Raw genomic sequence first — 15,792 nt, forward strand, 5'->3', positions numbered from 1 at the left:
ATACCCGTGCCTCCTCTGGCACTAAGATTAAGGAGTTAGATATGCAATTACGCAAACTGGCCACGGCAATGCTGGTGATGGGCATGAGCGCAACAATCGCCCACGCAGAAGACGCCAAACCTGCGGCTCAACAGTCAACGCTGGATAAAATCAAAGCCAATGGCGTTATCGTGGTCGGCCACCGTGAATCATCTGTACCTTTCTCTTATTACGACAACCAGCAGAAAGTGGTTGGCTACTCTCAGGACTACTCCAACGCCATCGTTGAAGCGGTGAAGAAGCAGCTCAACAAACCCGATCTGCAGGTTAAGCTGATCCCAATTACCTCCCAGAACCGTATTCCGCTGCTGCAAAACGGCACCTTCGATTTTGAATGCGGCTCAACCACCAACAACCTGGAACGTCAGAAACAAGCAGCCTTCTCCGACACTATCTTTGTAGTCGGCACGCGCCTACTGGTGAAGAAAGGCGGCCCGATTAAAGATTTCCCGGACCTGAAAGGTAAAACGGTTGTTGTGACCTCCGGAACCACCTCCGAAATTCTGCTGAACAAGCTGAACGACGAGCAAAAACTGGGCATGCGCATCATCAGCGCTAAAGACCACGGCGACTCCTTCCGTACCCTGGAAAGCGGCCGTGCCGTTGCCTTTATGATGGATGACGCCCTGCTGGCAGGCGAGCGCGCCAAGGCCAAAAAGCCGGACAACTGGGAGATCCTCGGCAAGCCGCAGTCCCAGGAAGCCTACGGTTGTATGCTGCGTAAAGACGACCCTGAATTCAAAAAGCTGATGGACAGCACCATCGCCCAGGCGCAGACCTCTGGCGAAGCCGCCAAATGGTTTGATAAATGGTTCAAGCAGCCGATTCCTCCTAAGAACCTGAACATGAACTTCGACCTTTCTGACGAAATGAAAGCGCTGTTCAAGGAACCAAACGACAAAGCTCTCAACTAATTAGAAACACAGGGGCCGGAAGAATCCGCCCTCCCGATTGACGAACTGAAGCCAGGACAGACTATGCGTCGGATGGTCGTTCCCCATCCGGCGTGAAGCGCCTAAAAATGCAGACAAAGATCTGCTTACGGGCGCAGGCTTCTCATCAATCTTCGAGGGTAGCAAAAGCTACCCTCTTTTTTTTATCTCGGAGTAAGTTATGTCTATAGACTGGAACTGGGGGATCTTTCTACAGCCCGCCCCGTTCGGCAACACAACCTATTTGGGCTGGATTTGGAATGGCTTCCAGGTCACCGTAGCCCTGTCAATTACCGCATGGATAATCGCTTTCCTGGTAGGATCGCTGTTCGGTATTTTACGCACCGTGCCTAATAAATGGCTTTCAGGGCTGGGCACGCTATATGTCGAGCTATTCCGTAACGTCCCCCTGATAGTGCAGTTCTTTACCTGGTATCTGGTGGTGCCTGAGCTGCTGCCGGAAAACCTCGGCATGTGGTTTAAGTCCGAGCTGGATCCCAATATTCAGTTCTTCCTTTCGTCCATGATTTGCCTCGGGCTGTTTACCGCCGCCCGCGTCTGCGAGCAGGTTCGCGCCGCCATCCAGTCTCTTCCTCGTGGGCAAAAAAACGCCGCGCTGGCAATGGGGCTGACGCTGCCGCAGGCTTACCGCTACGTGCTGCTGCCTAACGCCTACCGCGTTATCGTCCCGCCGATGACTTCCGAAATGATGAACCTGGTGAAAAACTCGGCCATCGCTTCAACCATCGGCCTGGTGGATATGGCCGCTCAGGCGGGCAAGCTGCTGGACTACTCGGCGCACGCCTATGAATCCTTTACCGCAATCACCCTTGCCTACGTGCTGATTAACGCCGTCATCATGGGCGTGATGGTTATCGTGGAACGTAAAATTCGCCTGCCGGGCAATATGGGAGGCAAATAATGCACGATTTTGACTGGAGTTCTATTCTGCCCGCCCTGCCGTTTTTAATGCAGGGGCTGGTGATTACGCTGAAAATCACCGTTACCGCGGTGGTTATCGGTATTGTCTGGGGCACGCTGCTGGCGGTCATGCGGTTGTCGAGCTTTAAGCCCGTTGCCTGGTTTGCTACCGCCTACGTCAACGTCTTCCGCTCCGTGCCTCTGGTGATGGTGCTGCTGTGGTTTTACCTGGTGGTACCGGGCTTCCTGCAGTCGGTACTGGGCCTGTCGCCAAAGACCGATATTCGCCTGATCTCCGCGATGGTGGCCTTCTCGATGTTTGAGGCCGCTTACTACTCGGAAATCATCCGCGCGGGTATCCAGAGCATTTCTCGCGGGCAGTCCAACGCCGCGCTGGCGCTGGGCATGACCCAGTGGCAGTCGATGAAGTTAATTATCCTGCCGCAGGCCTTCCGCGCGATGGTCCCGCTGCTGCTAACCCAGGGCATCGTGCTGTTCCAGGATACCTCGCTGGTTTATGTCCTGAGCCTGGCAGACTTCTTCCGTACCGCATCGACCATCGGCGAGCGTGACGGAACCCAGGTCGAGATGATCCTGTTTGCCGGTCTGGTCTATTTTGTTATTAGCCTTAGCGCGTCGTTGTTGGTCAGCTATTTGAAGAAAAGGACTGTTTAATGATTACCCTGAAAAATGTTTCTAAATGGTATGGTCACTTTCAGGTGCTGACCGACTGCTCCACCGAAGTGAAAAAAGGCGAAGTGGTGGTCGTTTGCGGGCCTTCCGGCTCCGGTAAATCCACGCTGATTAAAACCGTTAACGGCCTTGAGCCGGTACAGAAAGGCGAGATCCTGGTTAACGGCACTCAGGTGAACGACAAAAAAACCAACCTGGCGCAGCTGCGTTCGCACGTCGGCATGGTGTTCCAGCACTTTGAGCTGTTCCCACACCTGTCGATTATCGAGAACCTGACGCTTGCCCAGGTAAAAGTGCTGAAGCGTGATAAAGCCGCTTCCCGCGCCAAAGGGCTGAAACTGCTCGAACGCGTAGGGCTTTCTGCCCATGCCGATAAATATCCGGCACAGCTTTCGGGCGGCCAGCAGCAGCGCGTGGCCATCGCTCGCGCTCTGTGTATGGATCCTATCGCCATGCTGTTTGACGAACCGACCTCCGCGCTGGATCCGGAAATGATCAACGAAGTGCTGGACGTTATGGTAGAGCTGGCTAACGAAGGCATGACGATGATGGTGGTCACCCACGAAATGGGCTTCGCCCGCAAAGTGGCGAACCGCGTTATCTTTATGGATGAAGGTAAAATTGTTGAGGACTCTAACAAAGACGACTTCTTCAATAACCCGCAGTCAGAACGCGCCAAAGACTTCCTCGCAAAAATTCTGCACTAAAAAAGTCGCATCACCAAAGTAAAAAGCCTTCCCCAACGGGAAGGCTTTCTTTTAGGGTTCGAATGGCCGGCGATGAAATTGGTTATGGCCGCACTTAGGGCAGACAGGTAAGACTTCAGGCGTGTAAATCGCAATATGATGGTGGCAATTCTCACAGACCAGATTGCCAAGCCCGACGACCTCGCTGCTGTGATAAACGCCGTGGTGGCTGAGATCTTTAAACACCTCACGCCACTCAAGCTGCGTCTTGTCGGTGATATCCGCCAGTTCCTGCCACAGGCTTTCTTTTATCACCCGCATAAAGACGCTATCGGTAAACTCCTCATGGCTTTCGCCGTAGCTGCGGGCAAATTCCTCCAGGTCACGGCGCACCGCTCGCGTCACTTCTTCTATTTCGGTTCGGGTTAGTTCGCCGGTATCGTTCATTTGTTTGCGCGCGCTGGCGACCAGCTCATCGATATCACGCTCGCCCTTGCGCAGCCGCTCGCTCAGCGACTCAACCAGTTCCCGGTAAAATTGAGCAACCTTGTTCATCGTTAGCCTGCCTCCTTGAAGGGTTCCTGCATTTGCAGTGTGGTAACCACTCTAAGAGTAGACGTTAATCGGCCAACGCTTTGTTAGTTTAGCCACACCCGGAGTAAAAAACTGCAAGTTAACCAGAACGGTGAAAAGGCCAATCGGCTCGTCGAAAGGCTGTTTTGCCGCTGTCTAATCGGCTATGCTATGCCTGTCTGAACTCAAATCACTAAAGGCTACTTTCGTAGCTGTCTTTCATTAACAGGACTACTGGCTGCCATGCAAGAGCAATACCGCCCGGAAGAGATAGAATCCAACGTCCAGCAACACTGGCAAGAGAACCGTACTTTTGAAGTGACCGAAGACGAAGGCAAAGAGAAATATTACTGCCTCTCAATGCTGCCCTATCCTTCTGGCCGACTACATATGGGCCACGTCCGCAACTACACCATCGGCGACGTTATCGCACGCTACCAGCGTATGCTGGGCAAAAACGTCATGCAGCCGATTGGCTGGGATGCGTTTGGTCTGCCTGCTGAAGGCGCAGCGGTTAAAAACAATACCGCACCGGCTCCGTGGACCTACGACAACATCAATTACATGAAAAACCAGCTCAAAACGCTGGGCTTTGGCTATGACTGGAGCCGCGAGCTGGCAACCTGTACCCCGGAATATTACCGTTGGGAACAGCAATTCTTCACTCAGCTGTACAACAAAGGCCTGGTTTACAAAAAAACCTCGGCGGTTAACTGGTGCCCGAACGACCAGACCGTGCTGGCCAACGAGCAGGTTATCGACGGCTGCTGCTGGCGCTGCGATACCAAGGTTGAGCGTAAAGAAATTCCACAATGGTTTATTAAAATCACCGCCTATGCCGACGAACTGCTGAATGACCTGGACACGCTGGACCACTGGCCGGATCAGGTTAAAACCATGCAGCGCAACTGGATTGGCCGTTCCGAAGGCGTAGAAATTACCTTCGACGTCGAAAACAGCGCCGAAAAACTGACCGTTTACACCACCCGCCCTGACACCTTCATGGGCGTGACCTACCTGGCCGTTGCCGCGGGTCACCCTCTGGCGCAGCAGGCTGCGGTAAACAACCCGGCTCTTGCCGAGTTTATCGACGAATGCCGCAATACCAAAGTAGCCGAAGCCGATATGGCGACTATGGAGAAGAAAGGCGTTGCCACAGGCATTAACGCTATTCATCCGCTGACCGGCGAAAGCGTTCCGGTTTGGGTCGCAAACTTCGTGCTGATGGAATACGGCACCGGCGCGGTCATGGCCGTTCCGGGTCACGACCAGCGCGACTGGGAATTCGCCACTAAATACGGACTGCAAATCAAACCGGTTATCCTCAATGCCGACGGCAGCGAGCCGGACCTGTCCGGCGCAGCAATGACCGAAAAAGGCGCGCTGTTCAACTCCGGTGAGTTCAACGGCCTGGACTTCCAGCAGGCGTTCAACGCCATTGCCGATAAGTTAGCGGCTAAAGGCGTGGGCGAGCGTAAAGTTAACTTCCGTCTGCGCGACTGGGGCGTTTCCCGTCAGCGTTACTGGGGCGCACCAATCCCGATGGTGACTCTGGAAGACGGCACCGTAATGCCAACGCCTGAAGATCAGCTCCCGGTTATCCTGCCGGAAGACGTAGTGATGGACGGCATTACCAGCCCGATCAAAGCGGATCCTGAGTGGGCAAAAACCACCGTCAACGGTATGCCTGCCCTGCGCGAAACCGATACCTTCGACACCTTTATGGAGTCGTCCTGGTACTACGCGCGCTACACCAGCCCGCAGTACGACAAAGGCATGCTGGACTCCAAAGCGGCCAACTACTGGCTGCCGGTAGATATCTACATCGGCGGTATCGAACACGCCATCATGCACCTGCTCTACTTCCGCTTCTTCCACAAGCTGATGCGCGACGCGGGCATGGTCAACTCCGACGAACCGGCTAAGCAGTTGCTGTGCCAGGGCATGGTGCTGGCAGATGCCTTCTACTACACCGGCAACAACGGCGAGCGCAACTGGGTCTCTCCGGCAGAAGCCATCGTCGAGCGTGATGACAAAGGCCGCATTGTTAAAGCCCGTGACGCAGAGGGCCGTGAACTGGTCTATGCTGGCATGAGCAAAATGTCGAAGTCGAAAAACAACGGCATCGACCCGCAGGTTATGGTCCAGCGCTACGGCGCGGATACCGTGCGTCTGTTTATGATGTTTGCTTCACCGGCAGACATGACGCTCGAGTGGCAGGAGTCCGGCGTGGAAGGCGCAAACCGCTTCCTGAAACGCGTCTGGAAACTGGTTTACGAGCACACCAGCCGCGGTGCAGCTCCGGCTCTGGATATTGCCGCGCTGAGCGAAGATCAGAAAGCGCTGCGTCGTGATGTGCATAAAACTATCGCTAAAGTGACCGATGATATCGGCCGCCGTCAGACCTTTAACACCGCCATCGCCGCCGTTATGGAGCTGATGAACAAGCTGGCTAAAGCCCCTCAGGAAGGCGAGCAGGATCGTGCTCTGCTGAATGAAGCGCTGTTGGCCGTGGTGCGTATGCTTTATCCGTTCACCCCACACGTTTGCTTCGATATGTGGCAGTCGCTGGGCGGCGAAGGCGATGTTGACAACGCACCGTGGCCGCAGGCCGACGAACAGGCAATGGTGGAAGATTCTCGCCTGGTCGTGGTTCAGGTTAACGGTAAGGTACGCGGCAAAGTCACCGTACCAGCAGATGCTACCGAAGCGCAGGTTCGTGAGCGTGCAGGTCAGGAACATCTGGTGGCGAAATATCTTGAGGGCGTAACCGTGCGTAAAGTGATTTACGTTCCGGGTAAACTGCTCAACCTGGTTGTGGGCTAAGCGCAGGAGGAAGTGTGCGACATCCCTTTGTCACTTTGTTAGTAAGCCTGGCGGTGCTGGTCACCGCCGGATGTGGTTTTCACCTGCGTGGTAACACGCAGGTTCCTACTGAGATGAAGACGCTGATCCTCAACTCCGGCGATCCTAACGGCCCGCTGACCCGTGAGATCCGCCAACAGCTGCGCTTGAACGGCGTCACTATTGTTGACGATACCGGCACCGGCGTGCGTAAAGATATTCCATCTCTGCGCGTGGGCAGTGCCGGGCTGGGTCAGGACACTGTTTCGGTGTTCCAGAACGGCCAGACCGCGGAGTACCAGATGGTGATGACCGTCAACGCACAGGTGTTGATCCCGGGCCATGATATTTATCCTATCAGCGCGACGACCTATCGCTCGTTCTTTGATAACCCACTGACTGCCCTGGCGAAAGATGCCGAGCAGGATTTGATTATCAAAGAGATGTACACCAACGTTGCTCAACAGCTGATCCGTAAGCTGCTGGCGGTTCACGCTGCCGATCTTGATGCCACTAAGGATGCGGAAAAACCGGTAAGCACGCCAAAACCAGCCGCTCCGGCTGGCCGGGTATCCACCACTCTGTCGGCAACCTCCGGTAGCCAATGATTCGAGTGTACCCGGAACAACTCCACGCGCAGCTCAATGAAGGGCTGCGCGCGGCGTATCTGCTGGCAGGCAACGACCCTCTTCTGCTCCAGGAAAGCCAGGATGCGGTGCGCAAAAGCGCCCAGCAGCACGGCTTTGAAGAACACCACAGCGTCCAGATCGACGCCTCCACCGACTGGCAGGCTCTGTTCTCTATTTGCCAGGCGCTCAGCCTGTTCGCCAGTCGTCAAACTTTGCTTCTACTGCTGCCGGAAAACGGCCCTAATGCCGCCATTAACGCGCAGCTGGAAACCCTGGTCAGCCTGCTGCACGACGACATTCTGCTGCTGGTTCGCGGTAACAAATTCACCAAAGCGCAGGAAAATGCCGCCTGGTTTACCCAACTGGCGAACCGTTCGGTATTGGTAACCTGCCAGACCCCCGAGCAGGCAAATCTCCCGCGCTGGGTCGCTCAGCGTGCCAGGCAGATGAACCTGACGCTGGATGATGCGGCAAACCAGCTGCTCTGCTATTGCTACGAAGGCAATCTGCTGGCGCTCTCCCAGGCGCTGGAAAGGCTGTCGCTTATCTGGCCGGACGGCAAACTGACGCTGCCCCGCGTGGAACAGGCGGTGAACGATGCCGCGCACTTTACGCCTTTCCACTGGGTAGATGCCCTGCTCGCCGGGAAAAGCAAACGCGCGCTGCACATCCTCCAGCAATTGCGCCTTGAGGCCAGCGAGCCGGTCATTTTACTGCGCACGCTACAGCGAGAGCTATTGCAGCTCGTCAACCTCAAGCGTGAATCAGCGACAACCCCGCTGCGCACTCTGTTCGACCAGCAGCGGGTATGGCAAAACCGCCGCCAGTTGGTAACCGAGGCATTGAACCGGGTTTCGAGCGAGCAGCTCTACCAGGCTGTTCGCCTGCTTACCCGGGTTGAGCTAACGCTGAAACAGGATTATGGTCAGTCGGTTTGGGAAGATCTGGAAGGTCTCTCTTTACTGATTTGCCACAAAGCATTACCGGAAATTTTTATCGATGTCTGACGCTTCGCTCCTGGCGCTTTATGGCGGGACCTTTGATCCCATTCATTACGGGCATCTGAAGTCAGTTGAGGCACTTGCCCGGCAGGTTTTGCTGCGCCGGGTCACCATCATGCCGAATAATGTGCCGCCGCATCGCCCACAGCCGGAAGCCAGTAGCGAACAGCGCAAAGCGATGATTGAACTGGCAATTGCCGGGAACCCGCTGTTTACCCTGGATGACCGCGAGCTGTCTCGATCCACGCCCTCGTGGACCGTTGAAACGCTTGAACAATTGCGGGCAGAAATCGGGCACTCGCAGCCGCTGGCGTTTATCATCGGCCAGGACTCTTTACTCAGCCTGCACCGCTGGAACCGCTGGGAAGAACTCCTGTCTCTGTGCCACCTGCTGGTAACGCAGCGCCCGGGCTACCCTCTGGCGATGGAAACCCCGGAACAGCAGGCATGGCTGGCGCAAAACCTCACCGATTCGATAGCTACGCTGCACCAGCGGCCATCGGGCAACGTCTTTCTGGCGCAGACGCCGCTCTACGATATTTCGGCCACCGTCATCCGCCAGCGCCTTGAAGAAAACCAGCCCTGCGACGATCTGCTACCGCCCGAGGTACTGGCTTTTATTCTGCAACATGGCCTCTATCGTTAAGCCATTCAGCGGAGTCTGAATCACCGGCGGGATGAACCGGTTTACACTATTATAATTCACCGGAAACGACAGGCGCACGCCAGCCATTGACACCACCCCTCAGGCTGTTATGCTCCGCTGCCATAATTTCCTGCCCGTAAATCCGGCTTTTCTGAAATAGTTTTACAAAAATGGCGATGCAAACTCCGGCGCGCAATGGGATGATAGCCCGCGATCTGCGCTGGACGGCCAATTTTTCAGCCAAAGCCGCCTGCCCTGTTGGGTATAATGGTTATTTACGGGCCAAACTACACACTCTCATTCTCTCAGGGGGAACACTTGCAGGGTAAAGCACTTCAGGATTTCATCGTCGATAAAATCGACGACCTCAAAGGCCAGGATATCATCGCTATCGATGTTAAAGGCAAATCAAGCATCACGGATTGCATGGTTATCTGTACCGGAACCTCCAACCGCCACGTGATGTCCATCGCTGAACACGTTGTTCAATCCTCCCGCGAAGTTGGCCTGTCGCCAATGGGCGTGAAGGGCATCAACGCTTCCGACTGGGTTGTTGTCGATCTGGGCGAAATTATCGTTCACGTCATGCAGGAAGAGAGCCGCCAGCTGTACGAACTGGAAAAACTCTGGAGCTAACGGGTGAAGCTGCAACTGGTGGCCGTTGGAACCAAAATGCCTGACTGGGTGCAGACCGGCTTTACCGAGTACCTGCGTCGTTTCCCTAAAGACATGCCGTTTGAGCTGGTTGAAATTCCGGCTGGAAAACGCGGAAAAAATGCCGATATCAAACGTATCCTCGAAAAAGAGGGCGAAATGATGCTGGCCGCCGCGGGCAAAGGTAACCGAATCGTAACGCTGGATATCCCCGGGCAACCGTGGGATACGCCCCAGCTTGCGACGCAGCTCGAGCGCTGGAAACAGGATGGCCGCGACGTCAGCCTGCTGATTGGCGGGCCGGAAGGCTTAGCGCCAGCCTGCAAAGCCGCCGCCGAGCAAAGCTGGTCGCTTTCCACGCTCACCATGCCCCACCCGCTGGTCAGGGTGCTGGTAGCGGAGAGCCTGTACCGGGCGTGGAGCATTACCACCAATCATCCTTATCATCGTGAGTAAACCTGAGCGGGTAATACCAGGCAGCGAATGAAATTACAGAATTCTTTTCGCGACTACACTGCTGAGTCTGCGCTCTTTGTGCGCCGGGCGCTGGTCGCTTTTATCGGCATTTTGCTGCTTACCGGCGTGCTGATCGCCAATCTGTATAATTTGCAGATAGTCCGCTTCACCGATTACCAGACCCGGTCTAACGAAAACCGCATCAAGCTGGTTCCCATTCCGCCGAGCCGCGGCATTATTTACGACCGCAACGGCACGCCGCTGGCGCTCAACCGCACCATCTACCAAATAGAGATGATGCCGGAAAAGGTCGATAACGTTCAGGAAACCCTCGAGGCGCTGCGCCCTGTAGTTGACCTGACCGACGATGACATCGCCAACTTTAAAAAAGAGCGCGCCCGCTCGCACCGCTTTACCTCTATCGCGGTAAAAACCAACCTGACCGAAGTTCAGGTGGCCCGTTTCGCGGTAAACCAGTACCGCTTCCCCGGCGTAGAAGTGAAGGGCTATAAACGCCGCTACTACCCGTATGGCTCCGCCCTTACCCACGTCATCGGCTATGTGTCGAAAATAAACGATAAGGATGTTGAGCGCCTGGACAAAGAAGGCAAGCTTGCCAACTACGCGTCAACTCATGACATCGGCAAGCTGGGCATCGAACGCTACTACGAAGATGTGCTGCACGGCCAGACCGGCTATGAAGAGGTTGAAGTTAACAACCGCGGCCGCGTTATCCGCCAGCTAAAAGAAGTCCCGCCGCAGGCCGGGCATGATATCTACCTGACGCTCGACCTTAAGCTTCAGACCTATATCGAAACGCTGCTCGCGGGGAGCCGTGCCGCGGTTGTCGTTACCGACCCGCGCTCCGGCGGCATCCTGGCGCTGGTTTCAATGCCAAGCTACAACCCGAACCTGTTCGTTGACGGCATCTCAAGCAAGGATTACTCCGGGCTGTTGAGCGACGCGAACACGCCGCTTATCAACCGAGCAACCCAGGGCGTCTATCCTCCGGCCTCCACCGTGAAGCCTTATATGGCGGTTTCGGCGCTGAGCGCGGGCGTAATCACGCGTAACACTTCGCTGTTTGACCCAGGCTGGTGGCAGCTGCCAGGCTCGGAAAAACGCTACCGCGACTGGAAAAAATGGGGCCACGGCCGCCTGAACGTGACCAAGTCGCTTGAAGAGTCCGCCGATACCTTCTTCTACCAGGTTGCTTATGACATGGGTATCGACCGTATCGGCGAGTGGATGAGCAAATTCGGCTATGGCCACCTCACCGGCATCGACCTTTCTGAAGAGCGCGCCGGTAACATGCCAACCCGCGAATGGAAACTGAAACGCTTTAAAAAGCCGTGGTATCAAGGTGACACCATCCCGGTCGGCATCGGCCAGGGCTACTGGACGGCAACGCCAATTCAGATGAGCAAGGCGATGATGATCTTGATTAACGACGGCGTCGTGCGCGTGCCTCACCTGCTGATGAGCACGGTGAAAAACGGCAAACAGGTGCCCTGGCAGCAGCCGGTTGAAGCCCCGGTGGGTGATATCCACTCCGGCTACTGGGAAATTGCCAAAGACGGCATGTACGGCGTTGCCAACCGTCCAAACGGTACGGCCCACAAATACTTTGCCAACGCACCGTACAAAGTTGCGGCGAAATCGGGTACTGCTCAGGTCTTCGGCCTGAAAGCCAACGAAACGTATAACGCGCACAAAATCGCGGAACGCCTGCGCGACCACAAGCTGATGACGGCGTTTGCCCCATATGATAATCCGCAATACACCGTGACGATGATTCTGGAGAACGGTGGCGCAGGGCCAGCGGTTGGCAGCATCATGCGCCAGATCCTCGACCACGTCATGTTGGGGGATAACAACACGGTTCTGCCTGCAGAAGCGCCGGCCGCCTCGGCCACAGAGGATCAATAGCATGACCGATAATCCAAATAAAAAGACCATTTGGGACAAGGTCCACCTTGACCCAACGTTCCTCGTTACCATTCTGGCACTGCTGGTTTTCAGCGCCCTGGTCGTCTGGAGCGCCAGCGGCCAAGATATGGGCATGATGGAGCGCAAAGTCGGCCAAATCCTGATGGGGCTGGTTATCATGGTGGTGATGGCGCAGATCCCACCCCGCGTCTACGAAGGCTGGGCGCCCTATCTCTATATCTTCTGTATTATCCTGCTGGTGGCGGTGGACGCCTTCGGTGCCATTTCAAAAGGCGCCCAGCGCTGGCTGGATTTAGGGTTTGTGCGTTTCCAGCCTTCGGAAATTGCCAAAATCGCCGTCCCGCTGATGGTTGCGCGTTTTATTAACCGCGACGTTTGCCCGCCGACGCTCAAAAACACCGGCATCGCGCTGGTGCTCATCTTTATGCCTACGCTACTGGTTGCCGCCCAGCCGGACCTCGGAACCTCCATTCTGGTTGCCGCATCCGGCCTGTTCGTGCTGTTTCTCTCGGGGATGAGCTGGCGTCTGATTCTGGTGGCGGTGCTGCTGGTTGCCGCCTTCGTCCCGATTCTGTGGTTCTTCCTGATGCACGACTACCAGCGTGCGCGCGTAATGATGCTGCTTGACCCGGAAAGCGATCCTCTGGGTGCGGGCTATCATATTATTCAGTCTAAAATTGCCATCGGCTCCGGCGGCCTGCGCGGTAAAGGCTGGCTGCACGGCACCCAGTCCCAGCTGGAGTTTCTGCCCGAACGTCATACCGACTTTATCTTCGCGGTGCTGGCGGAAGAGCTGGGATTAGTCGGCATTCTGGTGCTGCTCGCACTCTACCTGCTGCTGATTATGCGCGGCCTGTTTATTGCCGCCCGGGCGCAAACCACCTTCGGGCGAGTGATGGCGGGCGGGCTGATGCTTATCTTATTCGTCTATGTATTTGTCAATATTGGCATGGTTAGTGGTATCTTGCCGGTGGTAGGCGTGCCGTTGCCGCTGGTCAGCTACGGGGGATCGGCCCTGATTGTTCTGATGGCCGGGTTCGGTATCGTGATGTCGATACACACACATAGAAAAATGTTATCAAAAAGCGTGTAACTGGATGAGGTGCGCAATGGGTAAGCAAAAACGGTGGGCTGGCGTCTGCATCGCTGCGGCGTTGTTGGCAGCATGTTCGTCAAATGATGATAACCAGCAGCCGGTTAATCAGCCGCCTCAGCCGGTGGTATGCAACGGGCCGATAGTGGAAATCAGCGGCGCTGAACCGCGCTACGAGCCTCTGAGTCCTTCGGTAAACCAGGATTACCAGAACAACGGCAAGAGCTACAAGATTGTCCAGAACCCGGCAAACTTCAGCCAGTCCGGCTTTGCGGCGATTTATGATGCCGAGCCGGGCAGCAATCTGACAGCCTCCGGTGAAGCGTTTGATGCAAACGCGCTGACTGCCGCGCACGCTACTCTGCCTATCCCAAGCTATGCGCGAGTGACCAACCTCGCGAATGGCCGCATGATTGTGGTACGCATTAATGACCGCGGCCCTTACGGCAACGATCGCGTGATTTCTCTTTCCCGCGCGGCGGCAGACCGACTGAATACTTCGAACAATACCAAGGTTCGCATCGACCCGATTATCGTCGCTCAGGACGGCACGATGTCCGGCCCGGGCACGGCCTGTACCACCATTGCCAAGCAAACCTATGCCCTACCGGCTCGCCCGGATTTAGGCGGCGGCATGGGCAGCGCCTCTTCACCGGCTCAGCCGGAAGCCCCGCAGGGTGATGTACGTGCTATCAGCAATGCTACGCTGCAAAGCTCAGACAGCACCGGTGCGCCGGTTCAGAGCAGCGGTTTCCTGGGGGCGCCAACGCCTCTGGCGGCCGGGGTAATTGAAACACCTGACGCCCCTGCGGCCGTCCCTGCTGCATCTACATCCGTACCTGCCGCTGCGGCGGCAACCGTAGCCGCACCGGCCGCAACAGCAGCGGTTCAACAGCCAGCCGCCGTTCAGCCTCCGGCTCCAGCCGTTGCAGCCCCGGTTACGGCTCCGGGCTCAGTCCAGGGCCACGTCGCCCAGCGCAGCACCACTTCGGCAGCAGCGCCGGCCAACGGCCGCTATGTTGTGCAGGTTGGCGCGGTAAGCGACGGCGCAAGAGCAAGCCAGTGGCAGCAAAAGCTGAGCCAGCAGTTTGGCGTACCGGGCGCGGTTTCCCACAACGGAGCCGTTTATCGCGTACAGCTCGGGCCGTTCAGCAGCCGCGGCGAGGCTACGGCCCTGCAACAGCGCCTGATGTCCGAGGCGCAGCAGCAATCATTCGTTACCAACGCCCCGTCTATGTAAAGCTGTGACTGGCATGTTTCCTGCTCGTAAATTTGCGTAAAGACCATTAACAAACTCACGCGCAAAGTCAGATGCCAGTCAAAAATGCTTTTGCTATAGTAAGGCACTTTTTTTAATTCCATCACGGACGTCGTAGTTCCATCATGAATACAGATCTTTCTGCACGTTTTGTTAAGCGCCTGGCGCTCACCACGGCTTTCGCCTTCGCGGCCATGGCCTCTGCTCAAGCTGACGACCTCAATATTAAAACCATGATCCCAGGCGTCCCGCAGATTGATGCAGAAGCGTATATCCTGATTGACTACAACTCAGGCAAAGTTCTGGCCGAGTCCAACGCCGATGCGCGTCGTGACCCAGCCAGCCTCACCAAGATGATGACCAGCTACGTTATCGGCCAGGCGATGAAAGCCGGCAAGTTCGATGACAACGCGATGGTTACCATCGGCAAAGACGCCTGGGCGACCGGTAACCCGGTATTTAAAGGCTCCTCGCTGATGTTCCTTCAGCCGGGCATGCAGGTGCCGGTTAACAAACTGATCCGCGGTATTAACCTGCAATCAGGTAACGATGCCTGCGTGGCAATGGCAGACTTCGTGGCCGGTAGCCAGGACGCCTTCGTCAGCCTGATGAACAGCTATGTTTCCGCCCTGGGTCTGAAAAACACCCACTTCCAGACCGTACACGGCCTGGATGCAGAAGGTCAGTTCAGCTCCGCACGCGATATGGCGCTGATTGGCCAGGCGCTAATCCGCGACGTGCCGAACGAATACTCTATCTACAAAGAGAAAGAATTCACCTTCAACAATATCCGCCAGACCAACCGTAACGGCCTGCTGTGGGATACCAGCCTCAACGTTGACGGCATCAAAACCGGCCATACCGATGCGGCAGGCTATAACCTGGTTGCTTCGGCGACCGAAGGCCAGATGCGCCTGATTTCGGCGGTTCTCGGCGGCCATACCTACAAAGGCCGTGAAACCGAAAGTAAAAAACTGCTGACCTGGGGCTTCCGCTTCTTTGAAACCGTTTCTCCGCTGAAAGCCGGGAAAGAGTTTGCCTCCGAGCCGGCCTGGTTTGGTGATAACGATCGCGCCTCTCTCGGCGTTGATAAAGACGTTTACCTGACCATTCCACGCGGACGCATGAAAGATCTGAAGGCCAGCTATGTGCTGACCACCCCTGAACTGCACGCTCCGCTGCAGAAAAACCAGGTTGTGGGCACCATCAACTTCCAGCTGGACGGCAAAACCATCGAGCAGCGTCCGCTGGTCGTGCTGCAGGAAATGCCGGAAGGGAATTTCTTTAGCCGAATCATCGACTACATCAAACTGATGTTTCACCACTGGTTCGGTTAATTATTGAACACTTGAAAGTGTCAATCTTGACCCCATATACTGAGTATCAAAGCAACTCCCGCCCGTCGGCGGGAGTTATC

Annotated in this window: 16 protein-coding genes; 14 read left to right on the forward strand and 2 right to left on the reverse strand. The window is 55.9% G+C overall.

Going from position 1 to position 15,792, the window contains the following annotated elements; genetic code table 11:
- Positions 1–41 precede the first annotated feature (41 nt).
- The 4 genes from FOC35_RS02805 to FOC35_RS02820 all read left to right on the forward strand — a co-directional run bounded on the left by FOC35_RS02805 (position 42) and on the right by FOC35_RS02820 (position 3,292).
- Positions 42–953, forward strand: coding sequence for an amino acid ABC transporter substrate-binding protein (locus FOC35_RS02805; RefSeq protein ID WP_039897996.1), 912 nt, complete (start codon positions 42–44; stop codon positions 951–953).
- A gap of 199 nt (positions 954–1,152) precedes the next feature.
- Positions 1,153–1,893 (forward strand): amino acid ABC transporter permease, encoded by a 741-nt coding sequence (locus FOC35_RS02810; RefSeq protein ID WP_016535361.1) that lies wholly within the window; start codon positions 1,153–1,155, stop codon positions 1,891–1,893.
- Positions 1,893–2,567, forward strand: a complete 675-nt coding sequence (gltK, locus tag FOC35_RS02815; RefSeq protein WP_016535360.1) for a glutamate/aspartate ABC transporter permease GltK — start codon at positions 1,893–1,895, stop codon at positions 2,565–2,567. The genes FOC35_RS02810 and gltK overlap by 1 nt, the downstream gene beginning before the upstream one ends.
- Complete coding sequence (locus tag FOC35_RS02820) at positions 2,567–3,292, forward strand: amino acid ABC transporter ATP-binding protein (protein WP_016535359.1); 726 nt, start codon at positions 2,567–2,569, stop codon at positions 3,290–3,292. Before gltK ends, FOC35_RS02820 begins: the two co-directional genes overlap by 1 nt.
- Before the next feature lie 51 nt (positions 3,293–3,343).
- Here the strand turns inward: FOC35_RS02820 and FOC35_RS02825 are convergent, their stop codons facing one another.
- On the reverse strand, positions 3,344–3,826 hold the full coding sequence (locus FOC35_RS02825) for a zinc ribbon-containing protein (RefSeq protein ID WP_172568073.1): 483 nt from the start codon (positions 3,824–3,826) through the stop codon (positions 3,344–3,346).
- A gap of 261 nt (positions 3,827–4,087) precedes the next feature.
- Here FOC35_RS02825 and leuS point away from each other — a divergent pair, with 261 nt between their 5' ends.
- Genes leuS through nadD form a run of 4 tightly spaced genes read left to right on the forward strand, consistent with a single transcriptional unit; the run spans position 4,088 to position 8,964 of the window.
- Positions 4,088–6,670 carry a leucine--tRNA ligase gene (gene leuS / locus FOC35_RS02830; protein ID WP_016535357.1) on the forward strand — a complete coding sequence of 861 codons (2,583 nt, stop codon included), beginning with the start codon at positions 4,088–4,090 and terminating at the stop codon, positions 6,668–6,670.
- 14 nt (positions 6,671–6,684) lie between these two features.
- Complete coding sequence (gene lptE / locus FOC35_RS02835) at positions 6,685–7,296, forward strand: LPS assembly lipoprotein LptE (RefSeq protein ID WP_172568074.1); 612 nt, start codon at positions 6,685–6,687, stop codon at positions 7,294–7,296.
- On the forward strand, positions 7,293–8,324 hold the full coding sequence (gene holA / locus FOC35_RS02840; protein WP_172568075.1) for a DNA polymerase III subunit delta: 1,032 nt from the start codon (positions 7,293–7,295) through the stop codon (positions 8,322–8,324). The genes lptE and holA overlap by 4 nt, the downstream gene beginning before the upstream one ends.
- Entirely contained in the window at positions 8,317–8,964 is a 648-nt protein-coding gene (gene nadD / locus FOC35_RS02845; RefSeq protein WP_172568076.1) for a nicotinate-nucleotide adenylyltransferase, read from the forward strand. The genes holA and nadD overlap by 8 nt, the downstream gene beginning before the upstream one ends.
- A gap of 49 nt (positions 8,965–9,013) precedes the next feature.
- Here the strand turns inward: nadD and FOC35_RS02850 are convergent, their stop codons facing one another.
- Positions 9,014–9,208, reverse strand: a complete 195-nt coding sequence (locus FOC35_RS02850) for a hypothetical protein (protein WP_016535353.1) — start codon at positions 9,206–9,208, stop codon at positions 9,014–9,016.
- A gap of 74 nt (positions 9,209–9,282) precedes the next feature.
- On the opposite strand from FOC35_RS02850, the gene rsfS reads away from it, so the two are divergent.
- The 6 genes from rsfS to dacA all read left to right on the forward strand — a co-directional run bounded on the left by rsfS (position 9,283) and on the right by dacA (position 15,712).
- Positions 9,283–9,600, forward strand: coding sequence for a ribosome silencing factor (gene rsfS / locus FOC35_RS02855; protein WP_038474720.1), 318 nt, complete (start codon positions 9,283–9,285; stop codon positions 9,598–9,600).
- A gap of 3 nt (positions 9,601–9,603) precedes the next feature.
- Positions 9,604–10,074 (forward strand): 23S rRNA (pseudouridine(1915)-N(3))-methyltransferase RlmH, encoded by a 471-nt coding sequence (rlmH, locus tag FOC35_RS02860; protein WP_008456055.1) that lies wholly within the window; start codon positions 9,604–9,606, stop codon positions 10,072–10,074.
- A 27-nt stretch (positions 10,075–10,101) separates the two neighbouring features.
- Positions 10,102–12,003, forward strand: a complete 1,902-nt coding sequence (gene mrdA / locus FOC35_RS02865) for a peptidoglycan DD-transpeptidase MrdA (protein ID WP_016535350.1) — start codon at positions 10,102–10,104, stop codon at positions 12,001–12,003.
- 1 nt (position 12,004) lies between these two features.
- Complete coding sequence (gene mrdB, locus FOC35_RS02870; protein ID WP_016535349.1) at positions 12,005–13,117, forward strand: peptidoglycan glycosyltransferase MrdB; 1,113 nt, start codon at positions 12,005–12,007, stop codon at positions 13,115–13,117.
- Between the two features lie 16 nt (positions 13,118–13,133).
- Positions 13,134–14,357, forward strand: a complete 1,224-nt coding sequence (rlpA, locus tag FOC35_RS02875) for an endolytic peptidoglycan transglycosylase RlpA (RefSeq protein ID WP_172568077.1) — start codon at positions 13,134–13,136, stop codon at positions 14,355–14,357.
- Positions 14,358–14,500: 143 nt separating this feature from the next.
- On the forward strand, positions 14,501–15,712 hold the full coding sequence (dacA, locus tag FOC35_RS02880) for a D-alanyl-D-alanine carboxypeptidase DacA (protein WP_172568078.1): 1,212 nt from the start codon (positions 14,501–14,503) through the stop codon (positions 15,710–15,712).
- The last annotated feature ends 80 nt before the right edge of the window (positions 15,713–15,792 follow it).

The sequence above is a fragment of the Cedecea sp. FDAARGOS_727 genome, assembly GCF_012273235.1.
Lineage (GTDB): Bacteria > Pseudomonadota > Gammaproteobacteria > Enterobacterales > Enterobacteriaceae > Cedecea > Cedecea davisae.